The organism is Neorhizobium sp. P12A (genome assembly GCF_008365395.1).
Classification (GTDB): Bacteria; Pseudomonadota; Alphaproteobacteria; order Rhizobiales; family Rhizobiaceae; genus Rhizobium.
In genome coordinates, this window is sequence record NZ_QOVX01000016.1 from 16,438 (window position 1) to 33,383 (window position 16,946).

At 61.2% G+C, this 16,946-nt stretch carries 15 protein-coding genes; 10 read left to right on the plus strand and 5 right to left on the minus strand.

Going from position 1 to position 16,946, the window contains the following annotated elements:
- Positions 1-83 precede the first annotated feature (83 nt).
- Positions 84-1,115: a LacI family DNA-binding transcriptional regulator gene (locus DTW90_RS28375; protein WP_149342716.1), complete on the plus strand. Its 1,032-nt coding sequence runs from the start codon at positions 84-86 to the stop codon at positions 1,113-1,115.
- Between the two features lie 15 nt (positions 1,116-1,130).
- Here the strand turns inward: DTW90_RS28375 and DTW90_RS28380 are convergent, their stop codons facing one another.
- A complete protein-coding gene (locus DTW90_RS28380) occupies positions 1,131-1,595 on the minus strand; it encodes a cupin domain-containing protein (RefSeq protein WP_149342718.1) in 465 nt (154 codons plus the stop codon).
- Between the two features lie 256 nt (positions 1,596-1,851).
- On the opposite strand from DTW90_RS28380, the gene DTW90_RS28385 reads away from it, so the two are divergent.
- The 8 genes from DTW90_RS28385 (at position 1,852) to DTW90_RS37290 (ending at position 11,604) form a co-directional block, all read left to right on the plus strand.
- Positions 1,852-3,129 carry a nucleotide sugar dehydrogenase gene (locus DTW90_RS28385; RefSeq protein ID WP_149342720.1) on the plus strand — a complete coding sequence of 426 codons (1,278 nt, stop codon included), beginning with the start codon at positions 1,852-1,854 and terminating at the stop codon, positions 3,127-3,129.
- A gap of 135 nt (positions 3,130-3,264) precedes the next feature.
- Positions 3,265-4,149: an AraC family transcriptional regulator gene (locus DTW90_RS28390; RefSeq protein ID WP_149342722.1), complete on the plus strand. Its 885-nt coding sequence runs from the start codon at positions 3,265-3,267 to the stop codon at positions 4,147-4,149.
- A 177-nt stretch (positions 4,150-4,326) separates the two neighbouring features.
- Positions 4,327-6,558 (plus strand): TonB-dependent siderophore receptor, encoded by a 2,232-nt coding sequence (locus tag DTW90_RS28395; protein WP_149342724.1) that lies wholly within the window; start codon positions 4,327-4,329, stop codon positions 6,556-6,558.
- A gap of 94 nt (positions 6,559-6,652) precedes the next feature.
- Positions 6,653-7,432 (plus strand): ATP-binding cassette domain-containing protein, encoded by a 780-nt coding sequence (locus DTW90_RS28400; RefSeq protein ID WP_149342725.1) that lies wholly within the window; start codon positions 6,653-6,655, stop codon positions 7,430-7,432.
- A gap of 5 nt (positions 7,433-7,437) precedes the next feature.
- Positions 7,438-8,325, plus strand: coding sequence for an ABC transporter substrate-binding protein (locus DTW90_RS28405; protein WP_149342727.1), 888 nt, complete (start codon positions 7,438-7,440; stop codon positions 8,323-8,325).
- Positions 8,309-10,309, plus strand: coding sequence for a Fe(3+)-hydroxamate ABC transporter permease FhuB (gene fhuB, locus DTW90_RS28410; protein WP_149342729.1), 2,001 nt, complete (start codon positions 8,309-8,311; stop codon positions 10,307-10,309). The genes DTW90_RS28405 and fhuB overlap by 17 nt, the downstream gene beginning before the upstream one ends.
- Positions 10,306-11,361 carry a siderophore-interacting protein gene (locus DTW90_RS28415; protein WP_149342731.1) on the plus strand — a complete coding sequence of 352 codons (1,056 nt, stop codon included), beginning with the start codon at positions 10,306-10,308 and terminating at the stop codon, positions 11,359-11,361. The genes fhuB and DTW90_RS28415 overlap by 4 nt, the downstream gene beginning before the upstream one ends.
- A 105-nt stretch (positions 11,362-11,466) precedes the next feature.
- Entirely contained in the window at positions 11,467-11,604 is a 138-nt protein-coding gene (locus tag DTW90_RS37290; protein ID WP_188080087.1) for a hypothetical protein, read from the plus strand.
- On the opposite strand, the gene DTW90_RS28420 is transcribed toward DTW90_RS37290, so the two are convergent.
- Together DTW90_RS28420 and DTW90_RS28425 are read right to left on the minus strand one after the other, a co-directional pair.
- Positions 11,583-12,584, minus strand: coding sequence for an agmatinase (locus DTW90_RS28420; protein ID WP_149342733.1), 1,002 nt, complete (start codon positions 12,582-12,584; stop codon positions 11,583-11,585). The two genes, DTW90_RS37290 and DTW90_RS28420, sit on opposite strands and share 22 nt — an antisense overlap.
- A gap of 53 nt (positions 12,585-12,637) precedes the next feature.
- Entirely contained in the window at positions 12,638-13,279 is a 642-nt protein-coding gene (locus DTW90_RS28425) for a glutathione S-transferase family protein (protein ID WP_149342735.1), read from the minus strand.
- Positions 13,280-13,416: 137 nt separating this feature from the next.
- On the opposite strand from DTW90_RS28425, the gene DTW90_RS28430 reads away from it, so the two are divergent.
- Entirely contained in the window at positions 13,417-14,394 is a 978-nt protein-coding gene (locus DTW90_RS28430; RefSeq protein WP_149342736.1) for a GlxA family transcriptional regulator, read from the plus strand.
- 7 nt (positions 14,395-14,401) lie between these two features.
- Here the strand turns inward: DTW90_RS28430 and DTW90_RS28435 are convergent, their stop codons facing one another.
- Together DTW90_RS28435 and DTW90_RS28440 are read right to left on the minus strand one after the other, a co-directional pair.
- On the minus strand, positions 14,402-15,478 hold the full coding sequence (locus DTW90_RS28435; protein ID WP_149342738.1) for a tartrate dehydrogenase: 1,077 nt from the start codon (positions 15,476-15,478) through the stop codon (positions 14,402-14,404).
- A gap of 49 nt (positions 15,479-15,527) precedes the next feature.
- Complete coding sequence (locus DTW90_RS28440; RefSeq protein ID WP_149342740.1) at positions 15,528-16,937, minus strand: MmgE/PrpD family protein; 1,410 nt, start codon at positions 16,935-16,937, stop codon at positions 15,528-15,530.
- Positions 16,938-16,946: the final 9 nt, after the last annotated feature.

Genomic DNA, 16,946 nt, shown 5'->3' on the forward strand with positions numbered 1-16,946 from the left:
CGTTTACGATACTATGCGGAAAGAATTTCCTGTGTCAATGAGGAGAAGTAGGGAAATTGGAAAGCGGAGGAAAACGGGCGCCGATGAAGGGCATTCGCCAGCTTGCGGAGCATCTCGACATATCGATCGGCACCGTGTCGCGGGCGCTGAACGGCAAGCCTGATGTCAACGAGGAGACGCGCAGACGAGTCCTGGCGGCGGCCGAAGAATTGGGCTACGTCGCCAACCAGTCCGGCCGCAGTCTGCGGCAGGGCACGACAAACGTCATCGGCCTGATGATCGAATCCTCGAAGGAAACGGTAGAAAACAGCGACAACTTCTTTCTCGGCCTGACCGGCGGGTTGCAGAGCGTGCTTGCCCGCCATCAGCTCGACCTCATCATGCTCCCCTGCCCCAGCGACGAGGATCCGCACGAATATCTGAAACGCATGGTCGCCCGTCGGGTCGTCGACGCGATGATTATCTCGGCCACACAGCGCACCGACAAACGTATCGATCTCTTGTCGAAAGCGAAAATTCCCTTCGTCACGCTCGGGCGGAGCCTTTCCGGCAGCAACTATCCCTGGATCGACCTCGACTTTGATGGCGTCGCGAACTCCGCCGTCGATCGGCTTGTCGCTCAGGGCCATCGACGGATTGCGATTTCGGCTCCGTCAAACGACATCAACCTTGGCTTCATCTTCCTGGACGGTTACCGAAGCGCGCTTAAACGCCACGGCATTCCCTTTGACCCCTCCCTCGTGATCCGGGTCAAATCGAGCGAACAAGGCGGATACCAGGCAGGTCACGAGCTTCTGTTGCTGAAAGAGCGACCCACCGCCGTCATTCTCATCTATGAGCTTATGGCAATCGGCCTTTATCGCAGGCTGATGGAAGCCGGCGTCATTCCCGGTCGCAATCTTGCCGTCATCGGCTTTCGCGAAGAACCCCGCGCAAAATTCCTGCAGCCGGCGCTGACCTGCTTTCGCATGTCGTTGCGCGATCTTGGCATCGATCTTGCCGAAACCCTGCTCGCCGCCATGCCGGCCTACAGCCATTTCTATCCCGATGGCGCCCGTAGCAAGATTTGGCCGCTGGAACTCGTGCCTGGCGAAAGCGATGCTTTCCGCCTTTGAACGGAGATGGCAGCCTTATTCGGCGCGCAGCGGCGGCCCGAGGAATTCGACGCCCCAGCGTTTACCGAAATCATTCAACAACGCCCTGTCCGGGACGCCGTCGCGCATCACATCGCCGAGCTGCGTGAAGAATGCCGTCGCATCCAATCCGGGCAGGATCAGAATGAACTGCTGCGCCGGAGCGTCTGTCACATTGACGAAGGCGTGCGCAGCACCGCTAGGGGCCGTGACCACATCGCCTGCGTCAGCATAAAAGCGGCGCCCATCGACTTCGAACAGATAGCGTCCTGTCAGCACGCGAAACACTTCCGTCTCGGCATGACGATGCAGCGGCGGCCCAAAGCCGGGAGCATTTGTCGTCTCGATAACGGTCAGCGCCGCATCGGATGCATCTGGCGGAAGTCTGACGCGAAGATCGAGGCCGATCGCAGGAATGTGTAAGGCATCCTCCTGCTTTGAATGCCAGGGGCTGAAAGCCATTGAAATCTCCCGATGATCGCTGCCCGGCGCGCGTTTGCGCGGCGCGGGTTCCTTATGAACATATCAACACAGGGAAGGTCGCGACAAGACAGATAGGAGCTGTGCATCCGGGTCGATTGCCCATCTTCCATCAAGTGGCATATGTACAAGCTCGAAGCATTCGAAATCTCCCGCCCGCCGAACCTCTCAAGCGGACTGGAAAATACCCAAATTCCCCTGCCTCGCGCGACAGGGTTCAACAGTTGGATGAGCTGACATGATTGATTTAAGGGATGTGAAAATCGGCGTTATCGGCCTCGGCTATGTGGGTCTGCCGCTGGCCGTCTACGTGGCGCGCTATTTCCCTGTCGTGGGTTTCGACATCAACACCCAGCGAATTCTGGAATTGAGGAACGGCGACGACCGGACCCGGGAAGTGACCGGCGAGGAATTTGCCGCGGCTGAAAAGCTGACCTTCTCCGCCGATATCGAAGACCTCAGACCCTGCAATTTCTACATCGTGACGGTTCCAACCCCGATCAACAATGCCTTGCAGCCCGATCTGACGGCGCTGCACAAGGCGTCGGCGACGGTCGGAAAGGTCATCGGCCGCGGCGACATCGTCGTTTACGAATCGACTGTTTATCCGGGGGCGACAGAAGAGGTCTGCGTCCCTATCATCGAAGGCGCCTCGGGTTTGGTCTTCAACCAGGATTTCTTTGCCGGCTATTCTCCGGAGCGGATCAATCCCGGCGACGCCAACCACAGGCTCCCAAATATCATGAAGGTGACTTCAGGCTCGACGCCTGAGGCAGCCGAGCTGATAGATGCCGTCTATGCCACGGTCATATCCGCCGGAACGCATAGGGCGAGCTCCATTCGCGTTGCCGAGGCTGCGAAAGTCATCGAAAATATCCAGCGGGACGTCAATATCGCCCTCGTCAACGAGCTTGCGCAGCTCTTCAAAGAGATGGGCATCGAGAGCCGTGAAGTGCTCGCCGCCGCAGGCACGAAATGGAATTTCCATCGCTATTCGCCGGGCCTTGTCGGGGGACACTGCATTGGCGTCGATCCCTACTACCTGACGCACAAGGCCCAGACGATCGGCTTTCACCCGGAGATGATTCTCGCCGGACGTCGCATCAACGACCACATGGCACAATGGGTGGCCTTCGACATCGTCAAGCTCATGCTCTCGCGCAAGCTGGAGGTCGGGAAGTCCCGCATCCTTGTCATGGGCTTCACCTTCAAGGAGAACTGCCCTGACATCCGCAACACCAAGGTCGCCGACCTGGTGCGCGAGCTTGCGCATATGGCGAATGAAGTCGTCGTCTATGATCCGTTCGCAAACAGCCATGAAGTCGAAGCCGAATATGGCATCAGGATCGAGAACGAGTTGCCGGCGGGTGAATTTGAAGCCGTGGCACTTGCAGTTCGCCACGACGTGATCTCCGAGATGGGCGAAGAGAAAATCCGGTCCTTCCTCGTCCCTCACGGCGTCATCTACGATCTGAAGGCAATTCTTCCGGTCGAGGGCAGCGATGCGCGCCTTTAGCGCGCAAAGCCGCCGCAAGCTGCTCCGGTTACGCCGGGAGCAGAGGGCTATTGCCACGTCGTTCATCGTCTTATAATAAACTTGACTTTCTGAAGAAGGTTTAAGCCGCGATCGATGCGGCGGGACGAAGACGACATGACTTTTCAGCCGAGGATGCAAAACAAGATCGAGGGTTTTTCCGTTATTGGGGGGCTTCATCGCAGAGAGTGGAACGGGATCGTCGCGGATGTCTGGAACGTCAATTGCGCCGCCTATGCCGGCGGCTACTACGTCGCCAACGATCCGCGCCTGTTCATCCTGCTCGATTCCCGTGGCGCAGGGCGCAGCAGCGTAAAACTGTCGCCGCGCTCCAAGGGCATGATCCAGGACCGCGAACGGCAGAGGATTTCCTATATTCCGGCGGGAACGGAAGTCTGGGCGGATCTTGTCGACATCGATTTCGTCCGCCATCTCGACATTCACTTCGATGTCGAAACCATCCGTCGACGGCTGATGGACGATATTGATCCGGCCCGTCTGAGCAGCCCGAAGCTGCTGTTTTCCGATCCCCGTTTCATGGCGCTTGCCGAACTGATCGCGACCGAGTGCGAAAACCCGCAGCCGCTGCATGACCTCTATGGCGACGGTCTCTGCCTGTCGCTGCTCATCGATATTCTCGGCCTGCTGCAATCGGCGCCACGCAAGCGCAGCAAGCTTGCTTCCTGCCAATTGCGGCGCGCCACCGATTTCATCGAGGAAAACTGCATGCGCAGCATTCGCCTTGAGGAACTGGCGTCGCTGACCGGGCTCTCGCAATCGCATTTCAGCCATGCCTTCAAGGCCTCCACCGGACTGCCGCCGCATCAATGGCAGATGCGGGCGCGGCTGGAGCGAGCCAAGCAATTGCTTCTGAACGACAACACGCCGCTGACGGTCATAGCGGCGGAAACCGGATTTGCCGATCAGGCGCATTTTACGCGAGTCTTTCGCAAGAATGTCGGGATCACCCCGGCCAGCTGGAAAAAGAGCCAGATGGCATGAGTGCAACAGTTTTGGAGCAATTGCCGGGGGTCACCGACAATTGCCCAAAAACATTCAAAACGCCCTGATCGAGACAAGCCCTAATCTTAAATATGAGTTAAACGCTCACCTTATTGGATTGTTGAACGCCGCACTCCTCAGAGAAGCGTGGCGACGAGCGTTGGGGTGACTTTGGAAATGCAGAATCGAAACGGTAGAGCATCGATGCGGATCGCTCTGGAAGCGGGCGTGGCCATCGCCGCATTGATCTTCGCGGCACCTGTCACGGCGCAGGAGCAACCGACGCAATTGAAGCCGCTGATTGTTCAGGGCAGCCAGGGCGGAAAGGCAGGCCAGACAACCGATGCCACCGTCGAAAAGGACGGCACGGCGCCGGTCAGGGGCTACGTCGCCAAGAAGACCACGGCGGGATCGAAGGCGGACATCGCCGTGAAAGACCTGCCGCAATCCGTCTCCATCATCGGCCGCGACGAAATGGAAGACCGCGGCATCACCAACAAGGTCGACGAAACCCTGCGCTATACGCCGGGCGTCTTCACGCAGCCCTTCGGCGACGACGGCGACACCGACTGGTTCTACATTCGCGGCTTCGATGCAACGCAGAACGGCGTCTTTCTCGACGGCTTGACGCTTCACAGCTACGCCTTCGGCGGCTTCCAGATCGACCCCTTCGCGCTCGAGCGCGTCGAGGCTCTCAAGGGGCCTTCCTCCGTTACCTATGGCGGCTCCAACCCTGGCGGCCTGATCAACATGGTCCGCAAGCAGCCGACGGACGAGCCCTCCTACTATACCGAGATCGGCATCAACAATATTGGCAACGCCTTTGCCGGCTTCGACTTTTCCGACAAGCTCAGCGCGGACGGCGTCTATAGCTATCGCCTGACCGGCAAGATCGCCGGAGGTGACACTTACAGCGACTACACGCACGATTTGCGCGGCTTCATCATGCCGCAGCTGACGATCTCGCCGGACGATTCCACCAAGCTGACCGTCTATAGCTATATCAGCGGTCTCGACGAGATCCACAGCGGCAACGGCTTCTTCCCCTATGTCGGCACCGTTGTCGCGGCCCCGTTCGGCAAAATCGACCGCAAGGCCTTCTATGGCGAGCCGGATGACGACAAGCTCAGATACAACCAGCAGCTCTACGGCTATTCCTGCAGCCACGATTTCGACAATGGCTGGACCTTTACGTCGGATACGCGATACGGCCACCTGAACAAGAGCGAGCACGGGCCATATCTGAACGGATATACCAACGGCGATCCTCTCGACCCGTCCTATAGCGACCCCGACTTCCTGATGAACCGCATCGGCTTCTACGAGCGTTCGGTAGTCGATACGCTGTCGACCGACAACCGCCTGCAGACGGATTTCGATACAGGCCCGGTCAGCCACAACTTCATGGTCGGGGCCGACTATTCGCTCTACCGGCTGGATGAAATCCAGGCCGTTCCGCAATGGCCTGCTGCCGATACCCCGATCAGCGCGACGCATCCGGTCTACGGCCTGCCGCAGCCGCCAAACGTTCCCTATCTCAACCAGGTCATTACCCAGCAGCAGCTCGGCATCTACGCTCAGGATCAGATGCGCTTCGGCGACGGATGGCTGGTGACCCTCAACGGCCGCTACGACTTTGTCAACACCGACATGGATTCCAAGCTTAGCGGCGTCTCCGGTTACGACTACAACGACCATGCCGCCAGTGGGCGCGCCGGTCTTGCTTACGACTTCGGCAACGGCGTAACGCCCTATGTCAGCGTCAGCACCTTCTTCCTGCCGCTCGTCGGGAATTCCGAAAGCGGTGCGCCGCTCGTGCCTGAAAAGGGCCAGCAATATGAAGCCGGCATCAAGTATGAGCCGACCTTCATCGACGGCCTCTTCACCGCCTCGATCTTCCAGATCGACCGCAAGAACGTCGCCCTGACCGACCCTGCCACCTTCCTGCAGCGCCAGCTCGGAGAGGTGCGTTCGCGCGGTGTCGAGTTGGAAGGCAAGGTCAATCTCGACGACAACTGGAAGTTGCTCGGCTCCTATTCCTATACGGATCTGACGGTGACCGAGGACCAGGACTCGTCCATCGTCGGCAACTCGCCCTACCTCGTCCCCAACTCGACCGCTTCGCTATGGCTGCAATATGCGGTCAACGACGGTCCGCTCGAAGGCCTGAGCGTCGGCGGTGGCGTTCGCTATCAGGGCAAGTCGTGGGCGGACCAAGCCAATACGCTGCGCGTTCCTTCCGCCACCCTCTTCGACGCCGGCATCAAATACGAGAAGAAGGGCTGGGGCGCTTCGCTCAACGTCTCGAACATTTTCGACAAGGAATATGTCTCGGGTTGCCAGACCGCCAACGATTGCGCCTACGGCGAGGCGCGCATGATCACCTTCAAGCTCAGCACGAAGTGGTAACTTGAGAAAAATAGTATACTTTTAATTTCGACTGTGACAAAGGGTGGGAGAGGCCGCTGTCTCTCCCATCCGCAATCAAAGGCAGACTGAAGCAGTGTCTTCCAATCTTATCGAACTGACCGGCATCGGCTATCTCGCCGGCACGAAGCGCATCCTCTCCGGGATCGATCTCAAGCTCGAGGCTGGCAGGATATACGGACTGGTCGGGCCGAACGGCTCCGGCAAGAGCACGCTTCTGAAGATCATTGCCCGGCGGATCGCGCCGACGGAGGGTACGATTACGCTCGGCTCCAAGTCGCTCGCCGCCTGGGCCAACCGCGAATTTGCTAGAAACATCGCCTATATGCCGCAATTCACTCCGGCGGCGGACGGCATGACGGTTCGCGAACTGGTGGCGCTGGGGCGCTTCCCCTGGCACGGCACGCTTGGCCGCTTCAGCAGCGCCGACAGGGCGGCGGTCGCCGAGGCGATCGAACGCACGGAACTCCTCGATTTTGCCGATCGCAGCGTCGCCAACATGTCGGGCGGCGAACGGCAGCGCGCCTGGATCGCCATGATGCTGGCGCAGGATGCCCGCTGCCTGCTGCTCGACGAGCCGACCTCCGCGCTCGATCTCGCCCACCAGGCTTCGGTCTTGTCGCTCGTCCATTCGCTGAGCCAAGAGCGCGGGCTGACGGTCGTCATCGTTCTTCACGACCTCAACCTGGCGGCGCGCTACTGCGACCGCATCATCGCGCTGAACCGCGGCACGATCACGGCCGAGGGAGAGCCGGATGCGATCATGACCGCGGACAAACTTCGCGAGATCTTCGGCGTCGGCATGGGGGTCTTCCCACATCCGGTTCGCAACGAGCCAGTGAGCTACCTGCTGTGATACCTTTGATCGACAGGCCCCTCTCCCGCCGGCGATTTCTGGCTCTGGCGTCCACGCTTGCGGTATCCGGTACGTTCGAGGCGAAAGCGGCCGACGCCAATCTCCGCGTTGCGACCTTCGATTGGGCGATCCTCGAAACTTTGCTGGCACTCGGTGCCAATCTCGTTGCCGGCACCGAACTGCTGCAGTTCCGCGATGTCGCCGTCACGCCTGCCGTCCCTTCATCCGTTGCAGATCTCGGCCTGCGCGGCACGCCGAATTTCGAGGCCCTGCGCGATGCGAGGCCGGATCTGGTCTTCAATTCGAACTTTTACGCCTGGGCAGATGATCGCATCCGCCTTATCGCGCCTGTCGAGAGCCACAGCGTCTACATTGCCGGCAAGAGCCCCTATGAGCTTGCGGAACAGATGACCCTGGCGATCGGCGACAGGCTCGGTCTTGCATCCGGCCGAGCATTGGTCGACGGTCTCCGCGACAAGCTGACAGTCTATCGGAGCCGGTTCGCAAAAGGCGATCACCGCCCGATCCTGCCGATCAATCTCGGCGATGCGCGCCATTTCCGGGCCTTCGGCTCCGACAGCATGTTTGGCGAAGTGTTTGCGCGCACGGGGCTGGCCAATGCCTGGCCTGATCTCACCAGCTATTCGGCCACAGCGCCTGTCGGCATCGAGCGGCTGGCGAGCATGACTGACGCCTGGATCGTGCTCATTCCGCCGCATCCCGCCGATGCCTATGCCGAGCTGCAGGCAAGCGCCTTCTGGAACGCTCTGCCGCCTGTTCGTGACGGACGGGTGCTGGTGCTCGGCTCGATCAATCCCTATGGCGCGCTGCCGGCCGCAATGCGCTTTGCCGATCTGCTTGCGGAGGGGCTGAGCCATGCATGGAACAGTTAGCCGGCTCCGCGTCCCCGCCGGATCTTCGCTGATACGGGCGGGGCTTGCGCTTCTGACGCTATGCGTCCTTGCCCTCGGCGCCACTATCGCCCTGCGTCCGCAATTGCCCGGCGGCGGCACTGACATCGCGACACTCGACAACATTCTGCTCTGGGACAGCCTTCTGCCCCGCGGGGCAATCGCGCTGATCGCCGGCGGCGCGATTGGCCTATCAGGCGTGCTGCTACAACGGGTCTTGCGCAATCCGATCGCCGACGCCTCGACACTCGGCATTGCCGCAGGCGCGCAATTGGCGCTCACGGTTTCGATCGGTTTCTTTCCTGTTCTGCTCGGTTTCTCGCGCGAACTCGTGGCCTTTGCCGGTGGGCTGATCGTTCTCGGGCTCGTCATCGCATTGAGCTGGCGCCGCGGGCTCGAGCCGATCACGGTCGCCCTATCGGGCATGGTGATGACCCTCATCGCAGCCGCATTGAGCGTAACCATTGTCCTCGCGCGCGGCGAATACGCCATGTCGATCTACATCTGGGGCGCCGGCGCCCTCAACCAGCAGAGCTGGAGCGGCGTCATCGCGCTCGCCCCACAGCTTGCGATCGGGCTCGCTGCCGCCGGCCTGCTACTGAGGCCACTCGCTATCATGGGGCTCGACGACGGAGGCGCGAGGAGCCTGGGTGTTGCCCTGCACTCTACCCGCTTTGCGATCCTGGCGCTTGCCGTCTGGCTTGCAGCGGCGGTCACCGCCGAAGTCGGCATCATCGGCTTCCTCGGATTTGCGGCACCGACCATTGCACGACTGGCCGGCGCCCGAAGAACCGAGCAATTGTTGATAGCAGCGCCAATCACCGGCGCTGGCTTGCTGCTGTTGACGGATTGCGCCGTCCAGCTGCTATCTCCCGGCTTTGCCGATCTTGCCCCGGCCGGCGCTGCGACAGCGCTGCTCGGCGGTCCGCTGTTGATCTTCTTATTGCCGCGCTTGCATTCGGCGATGGCGGTGCAAAATTCGGCTGCACCCTCCCGGCGGCGACCTTTGCGATCCCCGGGGCGAATCCTCGTCCTCATGCTTCTCGCGGCATTTGCCCTCTTCCTCCTGTCGCTTGCAGTGGGCCGCACGTCGGCTGGGTGGCAGATCGCCATGGGGCAGCCGCTGACCGACCTCCTGCCGTTTCGCCTGCCCCGCACGGTGGTTGCGGCCGCTGCCGGCGCGATGCTGGCGGCCGCGGGCTTCCTCCTGCAGCGACTGACGGGTAATCCGCTGGCCAGCCCCGAGGTCCTGGGCGTCAGCTCAGGCGGTGGTGTTGGATTGACGGCCGCGCTGTTTCTGTTTGCCTTTCCTTCCCCGACGATCATGCTGATCGCCATGGCGCTCGGGGCGCTTGTCGCAGTTCTCGCAATCCTGGCGATCAGCGCCCGCAGCGGCTTCGGACCGGAGCGGCTGCTGATGGCGGGCGTCGCGATCGGGGCGCTGTCGATGGCCATAGTCACGATCGTACTCTCCCGGGGCGACATGCGCGGCTATATCCTGCTCACCTGGATGTCCGGCTCAACCGACCGCGTCGGCCGTTACGAGGCCTGGACCGCTGTCGTTGCAGCGCTGGTGTTGATCGCGCCGCTCCCCATCCTGAGCCGCTGGCTTTCCATCCTCCCGCTCGGGGGCTCTGCCGCCAGGGCGATCGGGCTTGGTGCCGTAAGCAGCCGCCTGGTGCTGGCCATTCTGGCTGCGCTGCTCACCGCGATCCCGTCATTCCTCATCGGGCCGCTCAGTCTGACGGGACTGATCGCGCCGCATCTGGCGCGCCTCATCGGCTTTCATCGCCCGCAGCATCAGCTGGCCGCAAGCCTGCTTCTCGGCGGCATCCTGCTTGTTATCGCCGACTGGTTGTCGCGTGTGGCGATCTACCCCTACCAAATTCCAGTCGGCCTGTTTGCCGCACTGATCGGCGGGCCGTACCTCATCTGGCACCTCACACGCAAGGAGCCGTCGCAATGACCATCGGATTTACTGCATCCGGCTTCGCAACCCACCCGAATTGCGAGCGCGTGCTGGACCATATCTGCGGCCGCCTCGGCGACCACGTGACGGTGACGAAATCGACGACCGGCGCCCAGCTGGAAACGGCGATCGGCTCCATCAACATGGCGATCTCATCCGGCCGGATCTTCGTCGATATCCGATGCCCGACCGCAGCTATGCTCTTTACCATCAGGAGCATGATGGCCGAACAGTTGTATAGCGCCGCCAACGAGGAGCCTCTCGAACTCCACTGGGCGGATGGCCCGCAGGCCTCCCGCATCCCGGATTTCCGCGAGGTCGCGGTCGTCGGCGCGCGCATGGTGACGCCGCATATGCGCCGGATCACGGTAGCGACTCACGACGCGCAGCATTTCAGCGATGGTGGCCTGCATGTTCGCCTGCTGATCCCGCCGACGGGTCGCGAACCGGTCTGGCCTCATACCGAACCGGATGGCCGCATCCACTGGCCGAAGGGCGAGGATGCGCTCACCGTTCGCGCCTATACGATCCGCAACATCGATCTTGTCCGCGGCCATCTCGATATCGATTTCGTCATCCACGAAGGCGACAATGTGCCAGGCGCGTCCTGGGCCCTGAATGCCAGGGCAGGCGACCGGGTGGGGCTCATGGGACCTGGAGGTGGCGGCGCTCCCGACGCGCAAGACATCTTCCTTGCAGGCGACGAGACGGCGCTTCCCGCCATCGCCCGCATCATGGCCACGGCCCCCTCAACCGCCAATCTCCGGATACTCCTTGAGGTCGAGGATGAGGCCGAGGAGCAGGAACTCGCCTGCAGGGCGACAAGTACCGTGACATGGGTTCACCGCAACGGCCGCCCGGCGGGCACGACGGGGGTCCTTGCGGACGCCGTCAGACAGATCGTCCGCAGCGCCGATGCGCCCGGTTATGTCTGGGTCGCCTGCGAACAATCGGAGGCGCGTTCCATCCGCAATTTCATGCGCAACGAAAGCGGCTATGACCGCAACAGCTTCAGCATTGCCGCCTATTGGCAACGTGACCCAAGCTAAAAAGGCCAGCGCTGAGAAAGCGCCGGCCGGGAACCCTTCGTCCCTTTTTAATTTCTGCCTCTGCTGCTATTCGTCTGTGACAGAGAAGGACCGGGGATCAGATCGATGAACGACAACGTCATCAAATTTCAGAAGCGAAAGCCGCCGAAGAAGCAGCGCCCGCTGATGCGCAAGATGATCATCATCGTGACAGTCATTGCCGTTTTTGCCCTCGCGTGGCTCTATTTCAAGCTGGTCGGCTGACCGGCCCTGCGCTTGGCGCGTTCGTGGAAGATCGAACCGATGAAATCCAGGCTCGTGCGGGCAGCAAGCAGCGCGGTGACGCCTGAGGGATCATAGGGCGGCGACACCTCGACAAAATCGACGCCGACGACATCGAAGCGCGTGGCAACCTCCCGAAGCAGGTCCTTGGCCTCGTAATAGGTGAAGCCGCCGTGACTGATCGTTGCGGTACCCGGCGCGATCGATGGATCGAAGCTGTCGATATCAATCGAGACATAGACGCGTTCACCATCCGGGATGTGAGCCAAGGCGGCCTTTGCGCCAATCGAGCGGAATTTGCGTAACGGTACGATGTTGGTGCCGTAGGCCTTCGCAGCCTCGTAGTCCTTCTTGCTGACGGAGGCCATATTGTGCGGCCCGAGCGTGGTGATGCCCTTCACATGCGCCATTTCGGACGCGCGGCGCATCGGGCTGCCATGACCCCAGCTGATCCCATTGCGCTCGTCGATGAAGTCGAAATGGGCATCTAGATGAACAATATGAATCGGCTTCTCGTTCGAATAGGCCGCGACCGTCGCCATTGTGATGGCGTGATCCCCACCCAGGATGTAGGGCATGACCTTGGCGTCAAGCAAGGCGCGAACGGCCTGTTCGGCATTGGCAAGGCTGCGTTTGGTATCGGCATAGATCACGTCGCTATCGCCGGCGTCGACGATCTTCACTTCGTCGGCGATGAGATAGGTGACCTCGTCCTCGAAATCGAAAACACCTTCCGGGCCGAAGCCATGAAACATCGAGACTTCGCGGATGGAGCGAGGTCCGAAGCGCGTGCCGACGCGGTAGCTGGAGGCCGTGTCGATCGGAATGCCGAGGATGGCGACGTCGGCGCCATCCAGCTTGTCCCAATCCTCGCAGGCGGGCTGGCCGGCGAAAGTGGCAAGGCCGACGAAAGGGAGATCCATGCGATCAGGCGTGTTGCGGCTTTTCAGGGAGTTCGACATCAGAGTTTCCTTTCCGGGCGCGGGGCCTTGGCCACCGGCGGATTGATCCAACTTCAGCAGATTTCGTCGGTAACGCCTTCGCGCTCATAGGCACGGCGCACGGCGGGGAGCGCCGTCATCCGGTCGAGAAGCTTGGCGACATGCGGACGGCTACGCGGCGGGTTGGCCATGGGGCGAGCCCAGCGCGCCAGCATCACGAGGTAGAAATCGACCGCGCTGAGCTTGTTCCCGAGCACGAAGGGACCGTTTGCCCCGAGATGGTCTTCAATCACATCGAGGAAATTGCTCGCGCGCGCCTCGGCGCCGCGCCGGATGACGTCTATGGCAGCGGCATCGTCACCGCTGACACGTTCCGGATACTGCCAGACCATCAACTCTTCCTGCAGGGAGTTGGTCAGGAAAATGAGCCACTGATAGAATTTGGCGCGATCCGGCGTGCCGAATTTCGGCGCAAGACCGGCCTGCGGGTGTTTGTCGACAAGATGAAGAACGATGGCAGCGGCTTCGTTGACTATAAGATCTCCATCTTCCAGAGCGGGAATGCGACCATTCGGGTTTATCTCCAGATATTCCGGCGATTTCTGCGCATTTTTTGCTCGATCGACGAACATCAATTCATATGATTCCCCAATTTCTTCGAGAATCATATGCGGTGCCGCGTTTGCATTTTCGGGGTAATAGTACAGTTTATACATGATCTACCTCTCTCTTCGTTTTCGACTTGAGAAAGAATAGATCTTTGCTACCTTGGCCACAATTTCGTTCAGCCAGCATATCTGGCCAAAGGACCGGCAGATTTGGCCGTGTTCGACCTGAGAAGGGATCTTGAACGGTGAACGCGCAGCATCGGCCAAGGCGCATCGTGATCGTCGTGCCGCCCAATGCCCAATCGCTGGATGTTTCCGGGCCGTTCGATGCCTTTCTGGAGGCCAATCGACAGTCGCCGGGCGAGGCGGCGCTCTACGATGTGCGACTGCTGTCGACGACGCCGGAGCGGGTCGTAAAGGCGGGCGGGATGTCTCTTGTCACCGATGGATCCATCTTCGATCCGGATTTTTCCGCCGACACACTTTTGGTCGCGGGCACGCCGGACTACGCACAGGCCTATTCGAGCGACCAACTGCATACATGGCTCCGGCGGCGCGTGCCGCAGACGCGCCGCCATGGATCCGTATGCACCGGCGCGTTTTTTCTTGCTGCCGCGGGGTTGCTCGATGACCTGAATGCCACGACCCACTGGCAGCATGCCGCTGAACTGGCGGAGCGGTTCCCCGCAATCAAGGTCGTGCCCGACCAGATATTCGTGGAGGACGGCGCGCTCTATACATCCGCGGGGGTCACGGCGGGTATCGACTTGGCATTGAAGCTTATCGAGGATGACCATGGGCGCGAGCTGGCGCTGATGGTGGCGCGCCGGCTGGTCGTCTTTCTGAAACGGCCGGGCGGGCAGTCACAATTCAGCGCCCATCTGGCAGCGCAGGTCGCGACCGAGGGCAGAATACAGACTGTACAGCATTGGGCGCTCGACCATCTCTCGCTTGATCTCAGCCTGAATGTGCTTGCCGAGCGGGCGGCGATGAGCGTCCGCAACTTCACGCGGGTCTTTCAAGGCGAAACCGGAACCACGCCTGCGGATTTCGTGGAACTCGCACGCGTCGATGCGGCTCGTCGGCTGCTCGAAGATACGGATACGCCTCTGCAGCGGGTTGCCTCCCGCTGCGGTTTCTCAAGTCCCGAAACAATGCGGCGCGCGTTCAGAAAACGCCTCGGCACCGGCCCGCACGAATATCGCGAGCGGTTCCGAGGGTGACGCCGGCTTAGCTATTATCTCCCTTCAACGCAGCGATGATTGCGTCGGTAACCTCAGCCGTGTTCGCGCTGCCGCCCAAATCCGGGCTCAGATGCTCACGGCGACTTGTGACGACCTCGATTGCGTTCATGAGCGTCCGGGCAGCTTGCGGTTCGCCGAGATGCTCGAGCATCAGGCTTGCCGTCCAGAACGAGCCGAGCGGATTGGCAATACCCTTCCCCATGATGTCGAAGGCCGAACCGTGGATGGGCTCGAACATCGATGGCCGGTGCCGCGAAGGATCGATATTGGCTGTCGAGCCGATGCCGAGCGAGCCGCCGAGCGCCGCTGCGAGATCCGACAGGATGTCGGCATGGAGGTTCGTTGCAAGCACGGTATCGATGCTTCCGGGCTTGTTGACCATGCGCTGCGTCATCGCATCGACCAGCATCCAGTCGACCGTGAGATCCGGATAGTCGCGGATCACTTCGCGCACCACCTCGTCCCACAGCACCATGCCATGGCGCTGCGCGTTCGATTTGGTGACCACGGTAAGCAGCTTGCGCGGGCGCCCCGATGCCAGATCGCAGGCGAAGCGTGCGATGCGCTCGATCCCGGTTCTGGTGAAGACGGCGACGTCCATGCCGACTTCGATCGGAAGACCACGATGCGCCCGCCCGCCAACGCCGGCATATTCGCCCTCGCTGTTTTCACGGACAATGACCCAGTCGATCTGCTGGCCGAGTTCCGGCCGCAGTGGACCGACAAGGCCCGGCAGCAGGCGCGTCGGGCGAACGTTGGCAAACTGATCGAAGCCCTGGCAGATCGCCAGACGCAGACCCCAAAGGGTAATGTCATCGGGCAGGTTCGGATCGCCCACCGCGCCGAAATAGATCGCGTCGGCACCGGCGATCTGGGCAAGCCCGTCTTCCGGCATCATCCGGCCATTGCGCCGATAGTAATCCGAACCCCAGTCGAAACGCTTGAACGCAAACGACAAGTCGGGCTGCACCGTCGCCAGCGCCTCCAGGACGCGAACGCCGGCTTCCACGACCTCCGTTCCGATCCCGTCCCCGCCGATGACGGCAATATTATGTGCGGACATGTTCGATTTCCTCCTGAAAGCGTGAGCGCCCTGTCTCTTTAGCCCGATCTCAGCCGATCTTTGCAACAAGGCCCATAAGCCGCTCGATGGATGGCTGCCGCTCGAGTTCATGAACGAGCGTGATCACCTCTTCCGCGGCATCGCGCTTCAACCCGGCATGGCCGGCATTCTCGCGAAACTTCTCGGCGACTTCATCGTAGCTCATCGGGTTTGCCGGGCTTCCCTTGCCGAAATCGGCTTCGCCATGGATGACGCGGCCATCGTTCAGAGTGATGTCGATGATCGTGGTCATCTTGTGGTAGCCGGCCTTTTCAGCCTTCTCGTCGACGACGAAATCGACCTTTTCGATCATCGCCTTGACGTCGGGGCGCTGTGTGGTGGCGTCGGTAAATTCACCGAGGCCGGCGCGACCGTCCAGCAGCAGGATCGCCATGCAGAATTCCATCGAGAATTTCGCCTGCAGTTCATCCTGCGGGCGATGATGGATCAGCGCGTTCGGCATATTGGAATTCGTTCCGACGCGAACATGCTTCACGTCAGCGGCCTTGATTCCATATTCGCGAATGAGGCGCGCCATCTCGGTCATGCCGGGATGCGTCAGCGAGCCCGACGGATGCGGCTTGATCGAAATGCCGGGGTTCGAGAAGGTCCAGGGACTCCCGAGGCGATGGTAGATGGCGTCGATATCGTAGCCGCCGCCGGCGGCATTGAAGAAGCCGCGCGGCGCCTCGAGGATCTTGTCCGTCGCCGTCCAGCCATGCGAGGCGAACTGCGCTGCGGCAACGCCGCTTTCGGAGGAGCGGCCGGCATGGAACGGCTTCGTCATCGTGCCGAAATTCTCGCGAAGGCCAGCGGACTGGCTGCCGGCGATGGACAGGGCGCGCGCAGTTGCTTCGGCGTCGAGCTTCATCAGCGCGGAGGCAGCAGCCGCTGCGGCGAAGGTTCCGCAGGTTGCCGTCGCATGGAAACCGGTCTGGTAGTGGCGCGGAGCTATCGCTTCGGCAATCTTGCACTCCACCTCGACGCCGAGATGGTAGGCGAGCATGACGTCTGCGCCCGACGCCTTGGCCATTTCGCCCATTGCCAGTGCCGCCGGCAGCGCCGGGGCAGTCGGATGGGTCAAGAGACCATAGACGCGGTCCGCTGCCACGGCGAGCTGGGTGTCGTCGTAGTCGTCGGCGTGAATTCCGACGCCGTTGGCAAAGGCGGCGAAGCGCGGTGCGACCTTGCGGTTCATCCCGATCACGGTCGCGACACCGCTTTGAAGGCCCAGTTCATCGAGATGGCGAAGGACGATCGCGCCGCTATGGGCCACCGCACCCGAAAGCGCGAGCCCGATACCATCGAGGATGTGCTTCTTCCCAAGCTCAACGACATCCTCTGGCAGATCCTTGACCTTGGCATCGGCAACGAAGGCAGCAACGTATTTCGTAAGGCCCTTATCCACCGTCTTGTCCATGAGCTTATT